Origin of the sequence: Paenarthrobacter sp. A20 (genome assembly GCF_024168825.1) — a bacterium.
GTDB lineage: Bacteria > Actinomycetota > Actinomycetes > Actinomycetales > Micrococcaceae > Arthrobacter.
The window spans coordinates 65,214-83,999 of record NZ_JALJWH010000003.1 but is presented as its reverse complement, the minus strand read 5'-3'; the positions used below and the strand labels follow the sequence as shown (position 1 = coordinate 83,999).

The following is an 18,786-nucleotide window of genomic DNA, read 5'->3' as shown; positions in this document are numbered from 1 at the left end:
GTCCCACGAGGACCAGGCGTTGGTGCCGGTAGCCTAGAAACAACCAGTACCCAGGGAGGAGGACCAGGATGGTCACGCACCGCACCATCGCCGGTTCCGCCCTGCTCACGACAGCACTTCTGACCGCTGTCCTTGCCATCATCACCGGAATCCTGGGCATGCACGTCATGACCGGCACCCATTCGGAACACTCAAGCGCGACGGTTTCCACGGGCCTGCCGGAGAGTGCCGGGCAGACTCTGCCCGCCTCCGGAAGCAAAGCATCCGGCCACGGCGCTCATCTGGCCCCATCGACGGAGCATGCATCGCAGGAACTGTCCCCTGCAGCCTCCTTTGCCCAATGCTCCTGCTCCGGGAACTGCTCAAGCCAGCACTCGATGAACACCGCCTGCACACCCACGGTCGCGACCGGGGGCCTGGCAGCACCGGCGCCCACTGAAACGACCTCCATCACAAGGCAGTCCGCGGCCTCAACCATCACCGATCGCGCCCCCTGGTCCTACCGTCCCGGCAGTCCTTCGCCGGGTGAGTTGTCCATCAGCAGAACGTAGCCGTCCCGTCCGCCCGGGCACGGCCCGGCCCGGCCCGGCCGTGACCTTCCTGGCGCCCGTCAGCCCCTTTCAGGGATGACCGCTCCGTAGCTGATGCACCCACCACCTTTAATTCCGGGCGTCTTTGCGCCCCTAAATTCTTTATGAAGGACCTGATTTCATGAATACGAAGACGTTCTTGCCTGTTGCCGTGACAGCCGTCGCCGCAGCGCTTGCCCTTGCCGGCTGCGGCGCATCCGGCGGTTCCGGTTCCTCCGCAACGTCCATGCCGGGAATGGACCACGGCAGCTCCTCCAGCGCCTCAAGCCCGGCCGCGGCGGCGGACCATAACTCCGCTGACGTGATGTTCGCCCAGATGATGATCCCGCACCACGCACAGGCCGTGGAGATGAGCGACATGATCCTCAAGAAGCAGGACATCCCCGCCGAGGTCACGGCACTGGCCACTCGTATCAAGGAGGCACAGGGCCCGGAGATCGAGAAGATGACCGGCTGGTTGAAGAGTTGGGGTGAGCCGACGCAGATGGCCTCCGGGCACAGCATGAACGGCATGATGGGCGCCGAGGACATGACCAAGCTCGACACCGCCCAAGGCGTCGAGGCCGCGAAACTTTTCCTGACGCAGATGATCGCCCACCATCAAGGTGCAGTGACGATGGCCAGGACAGAAACCACGGACGGCAGGGATGCCGAGGCTGTCCAGCTCAGCAAGGACATTGTGAGCGCCCAGGAAGCGGAGATCAAAGAAATGCAGACGCTGCTGGCCGCTCTCTAAACAAACCCTGCGTGGTCCCGGGCCTCTCCCCCTGACGGGAGGCCCGGGGCTTCCGCGTACCCTTCTGACTCAACCTGGAGCTCTCCCATGCAATCTCTCACTTCCACACGTACGCGCACCGGAGCCCTCGCGGCCGGCGCCGCGGTGCTCCTCGCCCTGTCCGCCTGCACCCCGGCCAGCCCCCCGTCCTCGACGGCTCCGTCCATCGAACTGAGCGACAAGGCCCTGCCCAGCGGCCATGTCCACGGTTTGAGCGTTAACGACGACACCAGCCAGATACTGCTGGCCACCCATGACGGGCTGTTCGACGTCACGAAACAGCCTGCCAGCAAGATCGGCGGCACCAACGACCTGATGGGTTTCACCGCAGGGAAGGACGGCATCTTCTACGCCTCCGGGCACCCCGGCCCGGGCTCTGACCTGCCCAACCCCCTCGGGCTGATCAAATCCACGGACGGAGGACAGACCTGGGAGAAACTCTCACGGCAGGGTGAATCCGACTTCCACGCCCTGACCACCAGCAAATCCGGGATCATCGCCTTCGACGGGCAACTGCGAAGCAGCCCTGACGGGACAACCTGGAACACCGTGGCGGCGATGTTCGCCCCGGCAAGCCTGGCCGGGCACACCGACAGCGACACCGTGCTGGGTACCACCACAGAGGGAATCCAGCGCTCCACCGACGGTGGAGCCACCTGGAAGCTCCTCCAGACTGGTCCGGTGATCCAGTACGCCGCCTTCGCCGCCCCGGAGGAAGCGGCAGGTGTTGCACCCGACGGGACCACCTACTATTCGGCCGACGCCGGCGCGACCTGGACGAAGAAGGGACGCATCGACGGCGAAGTCCTGGCCATAGCGGCCCTCAAAGGCGCCGACGGGAACCCCTGGATCTGGGCCGCCACCCCTGAAGGGATCGTCGTCTCCACCGACGGCGGCACGAGCTACCGCCCCGCTGACGCCGCCTGAGGCCTCAGTTCTGCCAAGGCAAGAGAGGCCAGGTAGGCCTCTCTTGTGCCCTAGATGCCGGGGCTAGGGTGGGTGTGATGGCGGGTCGGCCGGCCATCACACCACCGACAACAGAAGCTGGCCATGACCACATCCGCGCGATGATCCGTTCCCACCCAAAAGCCGCTGTCGGGACGGACAGCGAGAAACTCGCGGAATGTATCGCCGCCAGCTTGGAATGCGCCCAAGCGTGCAGCGCCTGCGCAGACGCGTGCCTTGGTGAGGACATGGTCGCCGATCTCGCGGCCTGCATCCGCACAGACCTCGATTGCGCCGATATCTGCCAAACGACCGGGACCATCATCAACCGCCAAACAGCTACCAATACCGGTATCGTCCGGTCCCTGCTCGAAGCTGCCGGACCGCCTGCAGGGTCTGCGCCGAAGAATGCGAACATCACGCCGGGATGCACGACCACTCTGCGCCGAGGCCTTGCCCCGCTGTGAAAACGCCTGCCCGGCGCTTCTGGCCACCCTCATTTCGACGTTACTGCGCCGACCCCCTGCCTATCCTGCACGACCACCATCGACCCGCTGGCGTGGATCGCGCCGGACCCTGTCATGACCCGCAAGCGCATGCCCCGGCCTGCGTCACACCGGCAGGTCCCTCGTTGTGCTGCTGCCAGCGACCGTGCCGGCCGTCTACAAACCTCGCTGCGCAACCCGATACGGGCCGAAGAACTCCGAGAGCCCGCGGCCCAAGAAGCCCGCCGGAGTACGACCCGCCGGGTGTCGAAGCCCCGGCAGGTTTCCACATCGCCGACAACTAAAACCTGTTTTTATCGGCTCCCCTAATAACTACTTTTCGGTATGCCTAACTTCCTCTATTCTCGTATCAGAACGCCCCGATGATGAGGACTGATGATGGCTGCACCCGCTCTTGATACCCGCCCTGCGCCCCGGAAGGTGTGGTCCCGGCTCCTGCTGCTGGGTCCGGCCTTCGTTGCTGCGATCGCTTATGTGGACCCCGGCAATGTAGCGGCGAACCTCACAGCTGGTGCGAACTACGGGTATCTGCTGGTGTGGGTCTTGGTGGTGGCCAACGCCATGGCTGTGTTGGTGCAGTACCAATCGGCGAAGCTGGGCCTGGCCACGGGGATGAGCCTTCCCGAGATCCTGGGCAAAAGGCTCGGGACGAAGCGGCGACGGCTGTACTGGGTGCAGGCGGAAATCGTCGCTGGCGCCACGGACATGGCCGAGGTGATCGGCGGCGCCGTCGCCCTGAACCTCTTGTTTGGCCTTCCGTTGCTGGCCGGCGGAGTCATCATTGGCGTGGCTTCCATGCTGCTCCTGGCGCTGCAGTCCCACCGGGGCCAGCGTTCCTTTGAGTACGCGATTCTGGTGCTCCTTGGAATCATTGCTGTCGGGTTCATGTCCGGTTTGTTCGTCAATCCCCCTGACGGCGGAGCCGCCCTGGGCGGTTTGGTTCCTCGTTTCGAGGGCACCGACACGGTCCTGCTGGCGGCGAGCATGCTCGGAGCCACTGTCATGCCGCACGCGATTTACCTGCACTCGGCCCTGGCACGGGACCGGCATGGGTTCTCCGAGGATCCGGTCGTGCGGACGCGCCTGATCCGGGCCACCCGTTTCGACGTCGTCGGCGCTCTGCTGCTCGCTGGTGTGGTGAACATTTCAATGCTGCTGCTGGCCGCGTCCAGCCTGCGCGGCATCGAGGGAACCGACACCATCGACGGAGCCCACGCAGCAGTGACCTCGGCACTGGGACCAGCCATCGGCGTCATCTTCGCCATCGGACTGCTGGCATCAGGGTTGGCCTCAACCTCGGTCGGTTGCTACGCCGGCGCGACGATCATGGGCGGACTCTTGAAGGTCCGGATCCCGTTGCTGACCCGGCGGGTCATTACACTCATACCGGCGCTGATAATTCTGGGGGCAGGCATCGAACCGACCCTGGCCCTGGTACTGAGCCAAGTGCTGCTCAGCTTCGGCATCCCCTTCGCCCTGATCCCGCTGATCCGGCTCACCGGCAAACGTGACGTGATGGGCATCCACACCGATGGCAAAGCCCTGAAGATCGCCGGCTGGACCAGCGCCACCTTGATCGTCGGTCTCAACATCGTCCTCATCACGCTCACCCTCAGCGGCCAATCCTGAGACCCGGACCCGGAAGCCGGGCCCATCCTAACCTTGGGCCACGGGTACTACCCAGAGGGCCGCTGCCGCCTGGCCACCAAGGGCGACGTCTTTCCCGGAGCCAGCGAGACGAACAGGTATACCGGCGGCGAAGGCCTTGCGTTCACCGACGATGAGTTGCGTGCCCGGGGTGAGGCCATGTCCGGCGAAGTAGCGGAGCATCTCGGCACTCTCATCCGACACCCGCCGAATGATCACCGCATCCCCGGGCTGCACCGCGCTCAACGGCACCGCGTCGGACCGGTCCAGATGTTCGCCCGGTAATGGGATCGGATCGCCGTGCGGGTCGTGGCGTGGGTGACCAAGGAGCGCATCGATCCTGGCGATGAATCTATCCGAAACTGCGTGTTCGAGCACTTCAGCCTCATGATGGACTTCGTCCCAGCGGTAGCCGAGGTTTTCTACGAGGAAAGTCTCCAGGAGCCGGTGCCTGCGGACCATCTCCAGCGCGTATTCCTCCCCCGTTGGAGTGAGTCCCACTCCGCCGTAGCGGGCGTGCGTCAGCAACCCCTGCGCCGTGTATTTGCGGATGCCTTCAGAGGCGGTGGAGGCGCTGACTCCGAGTCGCTCCGCGACAAGGCCCACCGTGACCGCTTCGTCGGACCATTCCCGCGCGGACCAAATCAACTTCAGGTAGTCCTGGGCGACGGCCGTCAGGTCCGTCGCCTTCGGCGTTTTTGCTTGGCCAGATGCTCCGTTGCTGCCGCCCATATGTACCTTTCCTATGGTCAAGCCTTTCCGTGAAGGTCAGTTTGAGTCTGAAGGATCCGGAGTAAGTCGTAGGGCAACCCACAAGCCGCAGCGTCGGCAGATGTATGCCGTGCCTGCGCCCAAGGCATGAAGCTTTTTTCGGGCCATCGTCCTACCGCAGCAGGAGCATGTGCCGGAAGTGTCAGAGTCCATGGGTTTTCAGGGCTTCGGTAACTTGGTTGAGGGTCGGCAGGCCCGCAAGTCCATTTGGCGTGGCGTATACCCTGCACGCGAGGTCGTTAGCGACAGCGCCGGTCGGGAATATATCGTTGCCATCGACGGTGATGGTTGGAGAACCGGCGAATTCCGTGTCCGTAGTCTCCGAGGCGGAGCTCAGTTGCCGCATATGCACGAGAAGGTCGCTACGTCCCAGGATCCTCAGGGCTGCTTCCAGGCGCTCCTGGGTTTCAGCGGTATTGGGACATTCATCGATGTGGAGTAGTTCAATCCTCATGAGTTCATTGTCTACCGCCGGATCGTCAACCAGCGGACAAGTCAGGACCACCCTCACTGGTGGCTTCCTCTCCGCCCTCATCGCAGAACTTGTCCCCGAAGGCGCCGATGTATGGATGCGCCGGCACCAGGACCTCAGCAGCACCGGTAGCCCAGCGCCTTGCCGCCCAGCACGTTGGCTTTGCTCATCGCCATCGGCCTCGGCCTGCATAACCCCGACGAAGGCCCTGGCATCGGATCAGCCTACGCTGTCGGCTCCCCGGCGCCCGGTGCCACCCCGATTGGGGACTTCGCGATCCACAACACCACCGAAGGCCTGACCATCGTCACAGCTGGCCAAGGACACGCATTGGCTGGCTCGCGGGCTCGGTCTGATCGCGGGGTCCGGCCATCGCCGGTGCCCTTATCGGAGCCACAGTCAACCAGTCCTCACTCTCAGCCTTCCTCTTGGGACTCGGAGAGGCTAAACCGCGGTGCCGCATGACGGATTTGTTTTGGTGCGGCGCTCTCGGTGCCATGATCCGGTAGCAGCGGAAATGTACGCTATCATCGCCATATGACGATTGATGCTGCTAGTTCAGGTGATTGTGGGGAGCTTGACCCTGCCGCCGCTTTGTTTCATTCCCTCGGTGATCCCACACGGTTGGCCATTGTGAAGCGGATGGCCGGCGGGGAGGTTCGAGTCGGTGACCTCACTGGGGAGTTGGGTCTGGCACAGTCGACGGTCTCGGCGCATGTGGCGTGTTTGCGGGACTGTGGCCTCGTGGAAGGCCGCGCCCAGGGCCGCAGTGTGTACTACTCGCTATCACGTCCGGAACTGATGGACATGCTCGCTCAGGCCGAGGTCCTGCTTGCCGCGACCGGCAACGCGGTCAGCCTCTGCCCGAACTATGGCAACGGAAGCACCAGCGTCGTGCTGGCTAACGTAGAACTGATGAAGGAGAACACTCGATGAGTGACGCCTGCGGCTGCAGTGACGACAAGCCAGAAACCGCGGCAGAGGAAGCGGAGGAAGCGCTTGGGTTCTGGCAGATCAAAGAGATCAGGGCTGCAGCGATCGCTGGTGTGCTGCTCCTGGCCGCGTGGATCCTTTCACTGACGGGTGGGCCGGACTGGTTGCGCCTTGTACTGGAAATCGGGGCGCTGCTGGTCGCGGCATGGACTTTCGTTCCTTCCACCCTTCGTCGCCTGGTCAAGGGCAAGATCGGCGTCGGCACACTGATGACGATCGCCGCCGCCGGCGCGGTAGCGCTGGGCGAATTCGAGGAAGCGGCGATGCTCGCTTTCCTCTACTCAATTTCCGAAGGTCTGGAGGAATACTCGCTGGCCAAAACCCGGCGCGGTCTGCGGTCCCTGTTGGACTTGGTTCCGGCCGAAGCAACCGTCCTGCGCGGCGGGGCCGAGGTCACTGTCGACCCCGGTGAGCTCGTTCCCGGAGACCGGATGATCGTTCGTCCGGGCGAACGGCTGGCCACCGACGGTCAGATCATCACCGGCCGTACCTCTCTGGACACCTCGGCACTGACCGGCGAATCCGTGCCCGTCGAGGCAGGACCCGGCAGCGAAGTCTACGCTGGGTCCATTAATGGCACCGGACCGCTGGAAGTCGAAGTCACCAGCACGGCAGAGAACAACTCGTTGGCCAGGATCGTGCACATCGTCGAGGCCGAACAGTCCCGCAAGGGCCCCGGTCAGCGTCTGGCGGACAACATCGCAAAGAAACTTGTCCCCGGCATCCTGATCGCCGCGGCACTGATCATTGCCTTCGGTCTCATCGTGGGAGAACCACTGCTGTGGTTTGAACGCGCCCTTGTCGTCCTTGTGGCCGCATCCCCGTGCGCGCTGGCGATCTCCGTCCCTGTCACCGTCGTCGCCTCCGTCGGCGCGGCCAGCCGTATCGGTGTGCTCATCAAGGGCGGCGGCGCCCTCGAAACCCTCGGCAAGATCCGCACCATCGCCCTGGACAAGACCGGCACCCTGACCCGGAACAAGCCAGAAGTCATAGATGTCTCTACTGCCGGCACCGCGGACCGCGAAGAGGTCCTCGCCCTCGCAGCCGGGCTGGAAGCCCGCAGCGAACACCCCCTCGCCCGCGCCATCCTCGCCGCTTCCCCCACACGAGCCGAGGTGACCGACGTCGACACCGTGCCAGGTGCCGGACTGGAAGGCCGATTCGAGCGCAGGATCGTTCGGTTGGGTCGCCCCGGCTGGATCAACCCCGGCCCGCTGGCCGCAGACGTGGAAAGAATGCAAAAAGCCGGCGCCACCGCTGTCCTCATCGAATCTGCCGGCGAGGTCATCGGTGCCGTGGCAGTCCGCGACGAGCTTCGTCCCGAAGCCCGGGACGTTATTGCCCGGCTTAGCGCCTCCGGGTACACCACAGCCATGCTCACCGGGGACAACGCGATCACCGCCGCGGCCTTGGGTGATGCAGCCGGCATCAGCGAGGTCCATGCCGACCTTCGTCCGGAAGACAAGGCCGAGATCATCCGGACCCTGAAGTCCCACCAGCCCACTGCCATGGTCGGTGACGGCGTCAACGACGCTCCGGCGCTGGCCACCGCCGACACCGGAATAGCGATGGGGGCCATGGGCACCGATGTCGCGATCGAAACCGCGGACATCGCCCTGATGGGCGAGGACCTGAACCACCTGCCGCAGGTGTTGGACCACGCCCGCAGGACCCGGTCCATCATGCTGCAGAACGTGGGCTTGTCACTTCTTTTGATCGCGGTCCTGATCCCGCTGGCACTGTTCGGGATCCTCGGCTTGGCCGCGGTTGTTCTGATCCACGAACTGGCCGAAATCGTGGTGATCGGCAATGGCGTCCGCGCCGGCCGCATCAAGGCATCGCGGACGGGAAATCCCACACCGGTATTGTCGGACACTTCCCGGGTTTCCGCATGAGTGCCACGAGCACCCGACGGCCGCGGACAGGACGGGCCGTCCTCGGGCTCGGCGCCCTCGCCTTGGCGGCGGTTGACCTGCTGGTCAAGACCGTTGTGGTCGAGACAATAGGTGATGGCAGGGTACTGGACTTCGGTCTGTTCAACCTCAAGCTCGGCTATAACACCGGTGTGGCGTTAAGCCTCGGCGCGACCTTGCCCCCATGGGTGGTGGTCGTTGCGACGGCAGTGATCGTCGCAGCGCTGGCGGTATTCCTGTTCCGTGCGGTCCCCCGGTTCGGCAGGCTTTCCCGCGCCGGCGCTGTTTTCCTTCTCGGTGGCGCCCTGGGTAACCTCGTGGACCGGATGGACGGGGCAGGGGTTGTTGACTACCTGCATACCGGATGGTTCCCGACCTTCAACCTGGCTGACGTGTTCGTCGTCGGCGGAGTGGGCCTGCTGATTCTGGGCACAATACTCTTCCCCGCCGCGCGCAAGGACGAGGACTGAATCGTTGGACATTGGTGAATACTTTGCCTCGACGGTGACCTCCGGGGCCCTGATCCTGGCGCTGCCCCTGGCCGCCGCAGCAGGTCTGGTGTCGTTCCTCTCTCCGTGCATCCTGCCGCTGGTTCCCGGCTACCTGGGCTTCGTCTCAGGGCTCACCGACCCAACGCAGCCGCGGAACAGGCGGCGCGTCCTCTCGGGGGTGGCACTGTTCATCCTGGGTTTCGGCGCCGTCTTCACCCTCTACGGGGCTGCTTTCGGAGCCATCGGCTCCTGGCTGATCCGCTGGCAGGACCCGCTCATGAGGGGACTGGGCGTGGTGGTCATCATCATGGGCCTGGTCCTGCTCGGACGGTTCTCCTGGCTCCAGCAAACCCGGAAATTCCAGAGTCCAGGACGCGGCGGACTCTCCGGCGCCCCACTTCTGGGTATCGTCTTCGGTCTCGGATGGACCCCCTGCATGGGCCCGACACTCAGCGCCGTGCTGAGCCTGAGCGTCACCGCGGGCAGCGCCTGGCGCGGGGCACTGCTGGCCTTCATCTATTGCCTGGGGCTGGGCATCCCCTTCGTTCTTGTGGCCCTGGGCCTGAACTGGGTCTCAAAGGTCCTGACCGTGGTCCGCAAGCACATTCGGGCGGTCAACATCGGCGGCGCCGTCATGCTCATCCTCCTGGGCATCCTGATGGTTACCGGGGTCTGGGTGCAATGGATCTACCAGCTGCAGAACCTGGCAGGGACGTTCCTGATGCCCGTCTAGCTGTACTGCCCGGGCAGTACATCTAGCCACCGCAACCCCGCACACAGACACAACAAGCAAGGACTGAGAGCATGATCAACCAACCAGGACCGCTGCGGCGCCCCGGCCGCCGCACCATCCTGGGCATGGGCGCGGCAGTACTTGCCCTCGCCGGCTGTGCAGCCCCGGACGATCTGGCCCAGCAGGCCAAGGCCGGAGACGACAAAAACTACATCGCCGGCGACGGGTCGGTCAACGAATACCCGCCCGCCTCACGCGGTGCCCGGGTGTCTCTGGAGGGCCGGCTGTTCAGTGGGGAGAAGGTTGCTGCCCGGGACTGGGCGGGCAAGGTCGTGGTCCTCAATTTCTGGTACGCGGCCTGCGCTCCGTGCCGGGCGGAGGCCCCGGACTTGGCCGCCCTGCATACCGAATTCAAAGACCAAGGCGTCTTGTTCTACGGCGTCAACGTCCGCGACGACGCCGCGACGGCCGAAGCCTTCGAACGGACCTTCAAGGTCGACTACCCCAGCTTCGATGACAGCGACGGCGGCATCCTCCTCGCCATGACCGAGTACGTCCCGCCCCGTGCAGTGCCCACCACCCTGGTCCTGGACACTGAAGGGCGCGTCAGTGCCCGGATCCTGGGGATCTCGCAAAAAGGAACCTTGAAGGCACTGATCACTACCGCAGCTGCGGGATCATGAATACCAAGCCCGCCACCAGACCACCTAAAGGACTTCTGCCATGACCAGCACCGCGAAATCCGCCGCGAACGTGACCACCTCAGACCCTGGCGCTGCCTCAGTCGCAGCCCAGCTTGGGCCGGATATTCCCCGCATGACCCGCGACAAGCCCTTTGGCTGGCTCCTGGTCATCACCGGCGTCATCGGCTGGCTCGCCTCCGGCGCCCTGGTCCTGGAGAAACTCGAGGTACTCAAAGACCCAGGCTACAAAACCGTCTGCGACGTCAATCCCTGGATTTCCTGCGGCCAGGTCATGCAGACCTGGCAGAGTTCCGTTTTCGGATTCCCCAACATGTTCATCGGGATCGTGGCGTTCGCCGTCATCATCACCACGGGCATGGCGCTGCTTTCCGGGGCAACTTTCGCCCGCTGGTACTGGGCCGGGCTGCAGGCCGGTGTCACGCTGGGGTTTGCCTTCGTCGTGTGGCTATGGTCCCAGGCCCTGTACTCGATCCACATCCTCTGCCCCTTCTGCATGATTGTCTGGGCGGCAATGATTCCCCTGTTCGTCTGGGTCACGGCCCGGAACATCACCCATGGAGTCATCAAAGTACCCGCCGGCGCGGCCCGCGTTGTCGGCGAATTTGGCTGGATCATTACCGCGCTGCTCTACGTGGCTGTTACCGCAACCATCTTCTTCGCCTTCAGCCACGTCTTCCTGGGCACATCAGGACTCTGACCCTGACAACCAAGGCGATGGGCGAGGCTTACATCCATCCCTGCGGGTTCACGGTCTGCCCGTTCAGGAGTACCTCGAAGTGCAGGTGGCATCCGGTGGAGTTGCCGGTGGTTCCGGCCGCGGCCAGCCGCTGGCCGGCGGTTACGGTCGCGCCCACGGAAGTTTCGATGGCGGCGAGGTGGTTGTAGGTGCTCTTCAGGCCGTTGCCGTGGTCCACCACAATCCTGTTCCCGCCACCGTAGGGGGACCATCCGGCCTCCACGACGGTCCCGGCTCCGGCGGCGAACACCGCTACCTGGCAGGCTGCCACGAGGTCCAGGCCGGTGTGCAGCTCCCCGGTGCCCGAGATCGGGCTGGTGCGGATACCGAACGGAGAAGTGACCGACATGCTGGCCAGCGGCGCCCCCAACCGGGCCGCGGCAGCGGCCGGGGAGGCCGCCGGGGTCGTCGGCGCGGCCGCGCCGGCAGCAGCTATGGGGGTCTTGGCCGGTACCGGCAACGGTGCCTGCTGTGTGGTGACAGCCGGGCGTTCATAACTGATGGAAGCCCCCACGGGGGCTTGGACGGGCGCGCCGGCAGCTGCCGTCCCCGATGCCTGCACCGCGAGGGCTGTGCTGGTGGGGGCCGGCCCGGCATGGGCGGCAGTGAGCGCTGCGGTCAACAGCGCGGCGACGCTCAGCGTAGCGGCGGCCGTGACCTGTTTGCGCCGGCTCCCCCGCGCTTCTGCCTCTGGCAGGGGCCGGTGACGGCCGGTAGTGGGGGATTTCATCGAGACGGCCGTGCGGGGCGCGAATCCGGAGGTTGGTTTTCGGCGGCGGCCATGGGGGGGTACAGAAGGCAAGGGGGATCCTTTCGGTTCGCCTGCGAAGTTAGCTGTCGGGTTCGGGCCAAGGAAAAATGCCCGGCCGTGCCCGGCGGCTTTCAGGCCACCGACATCACGGCTTCACCCCAAGGCAGGCTTGCTGCCGATTCTGGGTCCTCCACCCCCGCCGTCAAAAAGGGATAGTCGTTTGATGCCCCCGGCGGGGTCCAGCGCGGGGCATCAAGGGTCTCAATACAGAAAAACCTGAATTAATAGTAGCTGCAAAGCATCATCGTTACAATTTCGTGACTTAGGGGTTGTCGGCCTCGGTCAGGGACGCCCGGCTCGGTGCTGTTCTGAGACGCTTGACCGTATCTTCAGATTTGCAGCTAAGGGGTCAACGATCCCGGCCATGGGATCGTTCCCGGCACACCGGGTGATCTCCGCCTGGCCGGGGATGCCCTAGCCGTTCCGGGGCACCCTCTCCCGTCGGGCCTGCCGTGCCTGGTCAGAGTCCCATCGAGTCCAGCAGGGCGTCTTCTTCCTCGACGCGGGAGCGTTTGCGCGGGGCGGGAGCACGGGGTTGCTGGGCGGTGCTTGCGGTCTCCGCGGATTCGTCGGGCATGTCCCGTTCCTCACGGTGCATGCGGGCCTGCTGCCGTGCCATGTACCCGAAACCCACGAAGGCCAAGACGCCGAAGGTGATCCACTGCAGGGCGTAGGACAGGTTCGAGCCTTCCTTGACGGCCGGCGGGGCGAGTGGTTGCGGGACTGTGGCAGGCTGCGGGGACTCCGAGGCCATGACCCCGTAGCTGCCTGCCAGCAACGGGTACCCCAGCTGGCTCGCGTAATAGGACAGGTCGATGCTGGCCAACTGGCCCTCGGGTGCGTCACGACCCAGATCGGGCTCGGAGGGTTTGATCCGTACGACCGCCGAGACTTCTCCCGCTGGTGGTGCGGGCACGGCATCGGGGTACCCGGGCCGGGTGTTGCCGATCGGCAGCCAGCCCCGGTTGACTGCGATCGTTTCACCGGAAGCAAGCCGGAGCGGCACCACTACCTCGTATCCGGCAACGGAATTGTTGGGTCGGTTCCTGATGATTCTCTGGTCCTCGGCAAGGTACCGCCCTGACACTACAACCGTTCTCCACTTCGCGTCGGGGTCGGCGACGTCAAAGGAGGCGCGGGCATCCTGGAACGGCACCGGGGTTCTGTCGTAGTTCTGCTGGACCCTGCGGATTTCGGTCACGGTCTGATTCCGGCGCTCCATCTGCCAGTTCCCCAGCCCAATGCATGCCGCGGCGAATAATGCGGCCAGCAGCAGCCAACCCGCCCAACGCCAGGACAGAAGGAACCTATACGCCATCCTGTTCCTCCTGGAGCTGCCATTGCCGTGCCAACAGTGCGCGGATCGCCGTCGCCTCGGCGGCTAGGCGGTGGTCTTCTCCGCGGGCCAGAAGGCCGTATTCGACCATCGTCCTGCCGTCCACGTGGGTGCCGGCGCGGACCCATACCCGGCGCCGGTTCACATACAGGGAGACCATGAGCCCTGCCACGGCCAGCAGCGAAAATACCAGCACCCAGCCCTGGGCGGGGGTACTGCGTACATCCACCCCGATGTAGCGTTTAAGCCCGTCGAAGCTGATGCTTCCCTTGCCTTCGGGCAGCGTGTACGTTGCACCGGGTTGAAGCGTGATGCCGCCGGCGGGAAGGTCCCTGCCGTTGAGTTGGGTCAGCTTGGCCACGTCCAGGACGTACACGTTTTGCGGCGCTCCGGTGTCCAGCCCGAGGTCCCCGTAGTACGAGTTCAGGCTCAGCTGCGGGTTCAGGGGATCGGGGTCGAAGCTGTAGGACACGCCCTGGTCGTTCTTGATGGCCGAGGGCAGGAAGAACCCGACAAAGCCCAGCTGGGATGGTGCGGCGTCCGGGACCTTGAGGACCACCGAAGAGGTGTAGACCCCGTCGTTGGGGATGGACACCACGGGACCGCTGAAGGCGGTTTTCCCGGTGCCGTCCTTGACGGTGACGACCGGGGCGTAGCCGTTGCCGACCAAGAACACCCCGGTTTCACCGAAATAGACTGGTTCGTTGACTTTCAGGGTCTGTTCCCGTGCCGGGGACTCCGCTCCGTCCTTGGTGCTCAGCTCGGCGGTGAAGTCGATCGGCTGGCCGAACTGCTGGCGTGATTCCCTGTCGAAACGGACCTCGAAGCTCTCCAAAGTGACGGCGAAAGGATCCAGCCAGGCGGTGTTGAAGTTGATTCCCGGGGTGAAGGCATCGTAGCTGACCAGGGTATTGACGAAAGTGCCGCCTTCGATGAGGATCTTCTGTCCCCGATAGCCGAACATCCCGCCGATGGCCACACACACCAGCACCCCGATCAGCGAGGTGTGGAACACCAGGTTGCCGGCCTCCTTCAAAAACCCACGCTCGGCACCCAGAGAGGGACGCAGCCCATCCCGGTCCCTGACCTCGACCCGGTAGCCGCGCTTCCTCAGCACGTCCGCGGCGTCCGCTATCGCGGCGGCCGCGGTGATCCCGTCCCCAGCGGGCAGGATCAAGGTGCCATACTCGGGCAGCCGGGAGAGCCGTTTTGGGGTACGTGGCGGCTGGGAGCGCAAGGCTTTGTAGTGGGTGCGGGCCCTGGGAACGACACAGCCGATCAGGGAGATGAAGAGCAGGATGTAGATGGCTGAGAACCACACGGAGGAGTAGACATCGAACATCTGCAGCACGTCCAGGACCGGCCCGTAGGCCGGGTTGTCCTTGATGTACCGGGTAACGAGGGCGGGATTGGCTGATCGTTGCGGGAACAGCGAGCCCGGCACGGCGGCCACTGCGAGCAGGAGCAGCAGGAACAGGGCCGTTCGCATGCTGGTCAGCTGCCGCCAGGCCCAGCGCAGCATCCCACAGGGCCCCAATGCCGGCAATACGGGGTGCTGCGCCTGATCGGCGGCCGGTGTTGAAGTGTCAGGTAATGTCATCGTCGGCGCACCGGGCGGTTGGCCAGTTGTTGCAGGTATTCGTTGTAGGCGTCCAGGTCAGGGTCCCCCGCTACCGCAGCCTTGCGTTCGGATTTGACCCAGCCCCGGGCCTCGTCCCGTTGCCAGCGAACCAGGATGAACATCAACAACAGCACTCCCGGCAGCTCCCCGTAGGACCAGGCCAGCCCGCCGGCCAGTCCTTGGTCCTGCATGGGGTCCACGTTCCAGCTCTCCGGCGGCGCGGCGAAAAACTTGACCATGGGCGCGGTGGCCATCATGATCACGACACCGAAAAAGGCATGCAGCGGCATCTCGGCAAAGATGTCCAACAACCGGCCGAAGTGTGTCTGCCTGCTCGGCAGCGGGTCAGCGGAAATCAGCGGCACCGTGAAGAGGATGCCCGCGGCCAGGAACAACAATTCCAGCCCCACATGGCCATACCAGTTCGGCAGCAGCAGGTCCGCGAGCCCGGAAAAATAGACCCCGTAGAAGCTGAGCAGGAACAGCGGCACCATGAAGGCCGGGTGAATGGCCCACCGGCCCGCACGCGACCGAAGGCCCCAGAGGGCAAGCTTTAGGACCGGCCGGCCCAGCAGGTTGTGCGGGGTCGCCCTCAGCAGCAAGGTACCGGGGGATCCTATGACCAGCAGGGGCGGGACAGCCATCATCAGGGTCAGCTGCTGGAACATGAAAATGGAGAACATCCGCAGCCCGTACCCTTCAATTCCGGCTCCCATGACGACGATGATGGCCAGGCAGCCGAACAGGAACGAGGCGGTGCGTATCGGGGACCAGTGCCGGCCCTGCCGCCAGAGACTGATCGCGCCGGCGAGGTAGAGGACCGCGGCCAGCAGTGTCAGGGCAGGGATCAGGGGAACAGGCTGCAGGTTCGGTGCGAGATACTCCCCCAGCGAAGGCGGCAACGAGGGGAGCCATACCGGGCCCTCTACTCCAGGCTCACCCATATCAGTGACCCCGTCCGGCCACGGCGGCCTGGTCAGGGGCGTAAGTTAGTTGTTGCTGACCATTTTCAGGCGGTCCAGACCGGCGTGTCCGACGTGCGTGAGACCTAGATCGAGCAGCATGCGCACGTGCGAGTCGGCCAATGAATAGTAGGCCATCCGGCCGGCCCGACGGACCTGCACCACCCGCGGGCCGCGCAGCAGGCGCAGCGCATGGGAAACACCGGATTCGCTCAACCCTGTGGTGGCGGCCAAATCGCACACACACATCTCCCCTTCGAGCAGCGCGATGAGGATCCTGACCCGTCCCGGGTCCGAGAGCAGCCCGAAAATCACCGCGAGATCCGTCACGTCCGTGTCCGCTGGCATTCGGGACCGGACGGCCTCGACCTTTTCGGCATCGACCAGCCGAACGGCGCAGTCGCTGCCCGGCTGGCTGGGCGTCGGCGTTGCCTGTGCTGTTCCGGTCATTCATTAAGACTACCTCTACCTGCTAATGCGTCGCATTTGCCTTCTGACGTGCGGTCCGTGCCTGACCAGGCCGTACTGCCTGGATCGGAAGGTGTCCGTCGGCCACCGATTAACGTCTGAACAACTCTACAGATAATCTTGAATGGCGCCGGACTGCATCGGCGCCGCCTGACTCCCAGGCCATGGAGGGGCAGGTACGGGACCAGCGTTAAGGAACCATTGTGGCTTTGAAAGCCCCCGCTGCCAGCGGCAGCCCAACCACCTCGCCGAAATTGCGGTGGCTGGCCGCGGCCGGCGTGATCGCCGTGATCGTGGTCCTGGTGGCGACGGCCTACGGCAGGGGGACCTTGCCGGCGGAAACCCGGGATCCCGGCGCTTTGGTCCGGTGGGGCTACGGCGTGGCCCAGACAGTGCAGAACGTAGCAGCTGCGGCCACCATCGGCGCCCTGTTCTTCGCGGCCTTCATCGTGCCGCCGGTACTGCGGGGCCGCAAGGGCCGCGGATCCGGGTCCCGCACGGCGGACCTATCCGCGGCGGAGATCGCGGCCGCTGATGAGCATCCGGCGTTCAGCCGGATCATGGTGCTGGCCTCGGTGGCGAGCCTGGTCTGGACTCTTTCGGCCGGGGCGGTGCTGGTGTTCAGCTTCGCCGATATTGCCGGGGTGCCGGTTTCGGGCAGCCGCGAGTTCGCGGCCCAGATCGTCTCCTACATCACTGAGCTTCCCAACGGCGCGGCCTGGCTGTGGGTCGTCATCATCGCCGCGGTCGTTGCCACCCTGACCTTTGGCGTGCGCTCCAGCGCCGGGCTGGCCGCCGCAGCCCTGCTCGCGGTGGGCGGTCTGGTGCCGGTGGTGCTGATCGGCCACGCCGCCGGCGGCAACGATCACGAGCAGGCCATCAACTCCTTGGGTCTGCACCTGGTCGGGGTGTGCCTATGGCTGGGCGGCCTGATCGCACTGGCCGTGGGCGGGACGGCCTTCGGCAAAGACACCGCAGAAGTCCTCAAACGGTTTTCCACCCTGGCCGGCTTCGCCTTTGTCCTCGTCGTGGCTTCGGGAATCATCAATGCCGCCATCCGCATCGAGCTGCCGGCCGGCATTGCCTCCCCCTACGGGGTTCTGCTCATCGCGAAGACGACGGCGGCCATCGCCTTGGGGGCCATCGGATACCTGCACCGGAAAAGGCTTATTCCCGCCCTCAGCGTGAAGAACCGGACCGGCCAAGCCAACCGGTTGCTGTGGCGCTTCATTGTGGTGGAACTGCTGATCATGGGCGCCGTCAGCGGGCTCGCCGCCGCCCTGAGCCGGACCCCGCCACCGGCCGGGGAAGACATCCGGCCGGCCCTGACGCCCGCGGAGATTCTCACCGGATACCTCCTGCCACCGGAACTGACACCCGAACGCTGGTTCACCATCTGGCGGCCGGACTGGCTCTGGATCGCCTTCGCCGTGTTCGCCGCGTACCTCTATCTGCGCGCGGCGCAGCGTCTGCGCCGCCGCGGAGACAGCTGGCCGTGGATCCGCAGCGTAGCCTGGCTCGTGGGCCTGGCAGCGCTGGTGTTCTTCACCTCGGGCGGGCCGTCCGTGTATGGGCGGATCCTGTTCAGCGCCCACATGCTCGACCACATGGCCCTGACCATGGTCGTTCCGGTCTTCCTCGTCCTCGGAGCCCCGGTCACCCTGGCACTGCGGACACTGACACCCCGCCGCGACGGGTCCCGCGGACCACGCGAGTGGCTCATGGCCCTGATCCATTCCCGGGTGGCGGCCATCGTGACCCACCCCTTGTTCGTCGCCGCCAATTTCGCCGGATCCATCGTCCTGTTCTACTACTCCGACGCCTTCGGCTTCGCACTTAGGGAGCACGTCGGGCACGAACTCATGACGGTCCACTTCGTGATTACCGGCTACCTGTTCGTCCTGTCGATGATCGGCACCGACCCCGTCCCGCGCCGCGCACCCTACCCGCTCCGGCTGCTGCTGCTGCTGGCCACGATGGCCTTCCACGCCTTCTTCGGCGTCACGCTGATGGGGTCAACCACCCTGATCCAACCCGAGTGGTTCACCGAATTGGGCCGTGAATGGGGCGCCCCGCCCTTGGAGGACCAGCAGATGGCCGGTGCGATTACCTGGGGCATCGGCGAAGTCCCGACCTTGCTGATTGCCATTGGCGTGGCCGTCATGTGGTCACGTTCGGACGCCCGCGAAATGCGGCGCAGTGACAGGGCGGCTATCCGCACCAACGATGCGGACCTGGACGCCTACAATGCCATGCTCGCCCAACTGGAGGAACGCGACACCAGGAACCGGGGCCATGACAGCAACGGCTAG

General features: G+C 65.0%; 18 protein-coding genes, 1 pseudogene and 1 riboswitch. Of the genes and pseudogenes, 12 read left to right on the top strand and 7 right to left on the bottom strand.

The features are described 5' to 3' along the window. Positions 1-68: 68 nt before the first annotated feature. The 5 genes and pseudogenes from J3D46_RS24545 to J3D46_RS24525 all read left to right on the top strand — a co-directional run bounded on the left by J3D46_RS24545 (position 69) and on the right by J3D46_RS24525 (position 4,445). A complete protein-coding gene (locus J3D46_RS24545; protein WP_231339869.1) occupies positions 69-551 on the top strand; it encodes a DUF6153 family protein in 483 nt (160 codons plus the stop codon). Between the two features lie 160 nt (positions 552-711). Beyond that, complete coding sequence (locus J3D46_RS24540) at positions 712-1,326, top strand: DUF305 domain-containing protein (protein ID WP_231339870.1); 615 nt, start codon at positions 712-714, stop codon at positions 1,324-1,326. A gap of 87 nt (positions 1,327-1,413) precedes the next feature. Next, positions 1,414-2,292 (top strand): F510_1955 family glycosylhydrolase, encoded by an 879-nt coding sequence (locus J3D46_RS24535; protein ID WP_231339871.1) that lies wholly within the window; start codon positions 1,414-1,416, stop codon positions 2,290-2,292. A 140-nt stretch (positions 2,293-2,432) separates the two neighbouring features. After that, positions 2,433-2,808 (top strand): annotated as a pseudogene (locus J3D46_RS24530) (four-helix bundle copper-binding protein); the annotation flags it as partial. A 386-nt stretch (positions 2,809-3,194) separates the two neighbouring features. Further along, a complete protein-coding gene (locus tag J3D46_RS24525) occupies positions 3,195-4,445 on the top strand; it encodes an Nramp family divalent metal transporter (protein WP_231339931.1) in 1,251 nt (416 codons plus the stop codon). A 27-nt stretch (positions 4,446-4,472) separates the two neighbouring features. On the opposite strand, the gene J3D46_RS24520 is transcribed toward J3D46_RS24525, so the two are convergent. Both J3D46_RS24520 and J3D46_RS24515 read right to left on the bottom strand, forming a co-directional pair. After that, positions 4,473-5,195, bottom strand: coding sequence for a metal-dependent transcriptional regulator (locus J3D46_RS24520; RefSeq protein WP_253469869.1), 723 nt, complete (start codon positions 5,193-5,195; stop codon positions 4,473-4,475). A gap of 181 nt (positions 5,196-5,376) precedes the next feature. Continuing rightward, positions 5,377-5,688 carry a hypothetical protein gene (locus J3D46_RS24515; protein ID WP_054809172.1) on the bottom strand — a complete coding sequence of 104 codons (312 nt, stop codon included), beginning with the start codon at positions 5,686-5,688 and terminating at the stop codon, positions 5,377-5,379. Between the two features lie 555 nt (positions 5,689-6,243). On the opposite strand from J3D46_RS24515, the gene J3D46_RS24510 reads away from it, so the two are divergent. The 6 genes from J3D46_RS24510 (at position 6,244) to J3D46_RS24485 (ending at position 11,237) form a co-directional block, all read left to right on the top strand. Then, positions 6,244-6,642 carry a helix-turn-helix transcriptional regulator gene (locus tag J3D46_RS24510; protein ID WP_231339873.1) on the top strand — a complete coding sequence of 133 codons (399 nt, stop codon included), beginning with the start codon at positions 6,244-6,246 and terminating at the stop codon, positions 6,640-6,642. Continuing rightward, positions 6,639-8,594 carry a cation-translocating P-type ATPase gene (locus tag J3D46_RS24505; protein WP_231339874.1) on the top strand — a complete coding sequence of 652 codons (1,956 nt, stop codon included), beginning with the start codon at positions 6,639-6,641 and terminating at the stop codon, positions 8,592-8,594. Before J3D46_RS24510 ends, J3D46_RS24505 begins: the two co-directional genes overlap by 4 nt. Beyond that, entirely contained in the window at positions 8,591-9,082 is a 492-nt protein-coding gene (gene lspA / locus J3D46_RS24500) for a signal peptidase II (protein ID WP_231339875.1), read from the top strand. The genes J3D46_RS24505 and lspA overlap by 4 nt, the downstream gene beginning before the upstream one ends. Before the next feature lie 4 nt (positions 9,083-9,086). Then, positions 9,087-9,836 (top strand): cytochrome c biogenesis CcdA family protein, encoded by a 750-nt coding sequence (locus J3D46_RS24495; RefSeq protein WP_231339876.1) that lies wholly within the window; start codon positions 9,087-9,089, stop codon positions 9,834-9,836. Between the two features lie 71 nt (positions 9,837-9,907). Continuing rightward, positions 9,908-10,519, top strand: a complete 612-nt coding sequence (locus J3D46_RS24490; protein ID WP_253469866.1) for a TlpA disulfide reductase family protein — start codon at positions 9,908-9,910, stop codon at positions 10,517-10,519. A 40-nt stretch (positions 10,520-10,559) separates the two neighbouring features. Further along, positions 10,560-11,237, top strand: a complete 678-nt coding sequence (locus tag J3D46_RS24485) for a vitamin K epoxide reductase family protein (RefSeq protein ID WP_231339878.1) — start codon at positions 10,560-10,562, stop codon at positions 11,235-11,237. Between the two features lie 28 nt (positions 11,238-11,265). On the opposite strand, the gene J3D46_RS24480 is transcribed toward J3D46_RS24485, so the two are convergent. The 5 genes from J3D46_RS24480 to J3D46_RS24460 form a co-directional block, all read right to left on the bottom strand. Continuing rightward, on the bottom strand, positions 11,266-12,078 hold the full coding sequence (locus J3D46_RS24480; RefSeq protein WP_253469863.1) for a M23 family metallopeptidase: 813 nt from the start codon (positions 12,076-12,078) through the stop codon (positions 11,266-11,268). A gap of 3 nt (positions 12,079-12,081) precedes the next feature. Then, positions 12,082-12,256, bottom strand: a riboswitch (cyclic di-AMP (ydaO/yuaA leader). Positions 12,257-12,547: 291 nt separating this feature from the next. Further along, positions 12,548-13,405, bottom strand: a complete 858-nt coding sequence (locus J3D46_RS24475) for an SURF1 family protein (protein WP_231339880.1) — start codon at positions 13,403-13,405, stop codon at positions 12,548-12,550. Further along, the gene (locus J3D46_RS24470; protein ID WP_231339881.1) at positions 13,395-15,023 is read right to left on the bottom strand and encodes a cytochrome c biogenesis protein ResB; all 1,629 of its coding nucleotides are present in this window, start codon (positions 15,021-15,023) and stop codon (positions 13,395-13,397) included. The genes J3D46_RS24475 and J3D46_RS24470 overlap by 11 nt, the downstream gene beginning before the upstream one ends. After that, positions 15,020-15,988 (bottom strand): cytochrome c oxidase assembly protein, encoded by a 969-nt coding sequence (locus J3D46_RS24465; protein WP_231339882.1) that lies wholly within the window; start codon positions 15,986-15,988, stop codon positions 15,020-15,022. The genes J3D46_RS24470 and J3D46_RS24465 overlap by 4 nt, the downstream gene beginning before the upstream one ends. A 45-nt stretch (positions 15,989-16,033) precedes the next feature. Further along, positions 16,034-16,456 carry a helix-turn-helix transcriptional regulator gene (locus tag J3D46_RS24460; protein WP_269215627.1) on the bottom strand — a complete coding sequence of 141 codons (423 nt, stop codon included), beginning with the start codon at positions 16,454-16,456 and terminating at the stop codon, positions 16,034-16,036. Between the two features lie 221 nt (positions 16,457-16,677). Between J3D46_RS24460 and J3D46_RS24455 the strand changes: the two genes are divergently transcribed. Next, a complete protein-coding gene (locus tag J3D46_RS24455; protein ID WP_231339883.1) occupies positions 16,678-18,786 on the top strand; it encodes a cytochrome c oxidase assembly protein in 2,109 nt (702 codons plus the stop codon).

Bases quoted from the DNA above. Each gene is read 5' to 3' on its own strand.
- J3D46_RS24545 (WP_231339869.1), top strand. From the start codon at position 69: ATGGTCACGCACCGCACCATCGCCGGTTCCGCCCTGCTCACGACAGCA.
- J3D46_RS24540 (WP_231339870.1), top strand. From the start codon at position 712: ATGAATACGAAGACGTTCTTGCCTGTTGCCGTGACAGCCGTCGCCGCA.
- J3D46_RS24535 (WP_231339871.1), top strand. From the start codon at position 1,414: ATGCAATCTCTCACTTCCACACGTACGCGCACCGGAGCCCTCGCGGCC.
- J3D46_RS24525 (WP_231339931.1), top strand. From the start codon at position 3,195: ATGGCTGCACCCGCTCTTGATACCCGCCCTGCGCCCCGGAAGGTGTGG.
- J3D46_RS24520 (WP_253469869.1), bottom strand. From the start codon at position 5,195: ATGGGCGGCAGCAACGGAGCATCTGGCCAAGCAAAAACGCCGAAGGCG.
- J3D46_RS24515 (WP_054809172.1), bottom strand. From the start codon at position 5,688: ATGAGGATTGAACTACTCCACATCGATGAATGTCCCAATACCGCTGAA.
- J3D46_RS24510 (WP_231339873.1), top strand. From the start codon at position 6,244: ATGACGATTGATGCTGCTAGTTCAGGTGATTGTGGGGAGCTTGACCCT.
- J3D46_RS24505 (WP_231339874.1), top strand. From the start codon at position 6,639: ATGAGTGACGCCTGCGGCTGCAGTGACGACAAGCCAGAAACCGCGGCA.
- lspA (WP_231339875.1), top strand. From the start codon at position 8,591: ATGAGTGCCACGAGCACCCGACGGCCGCGGACAGGACGGGCCGTCCTC.
- J3D46_RS24490 (WP_253469866.1), top strand. From the start codon at position 9,908: ATGATCAACCAACCAGGACCGCTGCGGCGCCCCGGCCGCCGCACCATC.
- J3D46_RS24485 (WP_231339878.1), top strand. From the start codon at position 10,560: ATGACCAGCACCGCGAAATCCGCCGCGAACGTGACCACCTCAGACCCT.
- J3D46_RS24475 (WP_231339880.1), bottom strand. From the start codon at position 13,405: ATGGCGTATAGGTTCCTTCTGTCCTGGCGTTGGGCGGGTTGGCTGCTG.
- J3D46_RS24470 (WP_231339881.1), bottom strand. From the start codon at position 15,023: ATGACATTACCTGACACTTCAACACCGGCCGCCGATCAGGCGCAGCAC.
- J3D46_RS24465 (WP_231339882.1), bottom strand. From the start codon at position 15,988: ATGGGTGAGCCTGGAGTAGAGGGCCCGGTATGGCTCCCCTCGTTGCCG.
- J3D46_RS24460 (WP_269215627.1), bottom strand. From the start codon at position 16,456: ATGACCGGAACAGCACAGGCAACGCCGACGCCCAGCCAGCCGGGCAGC.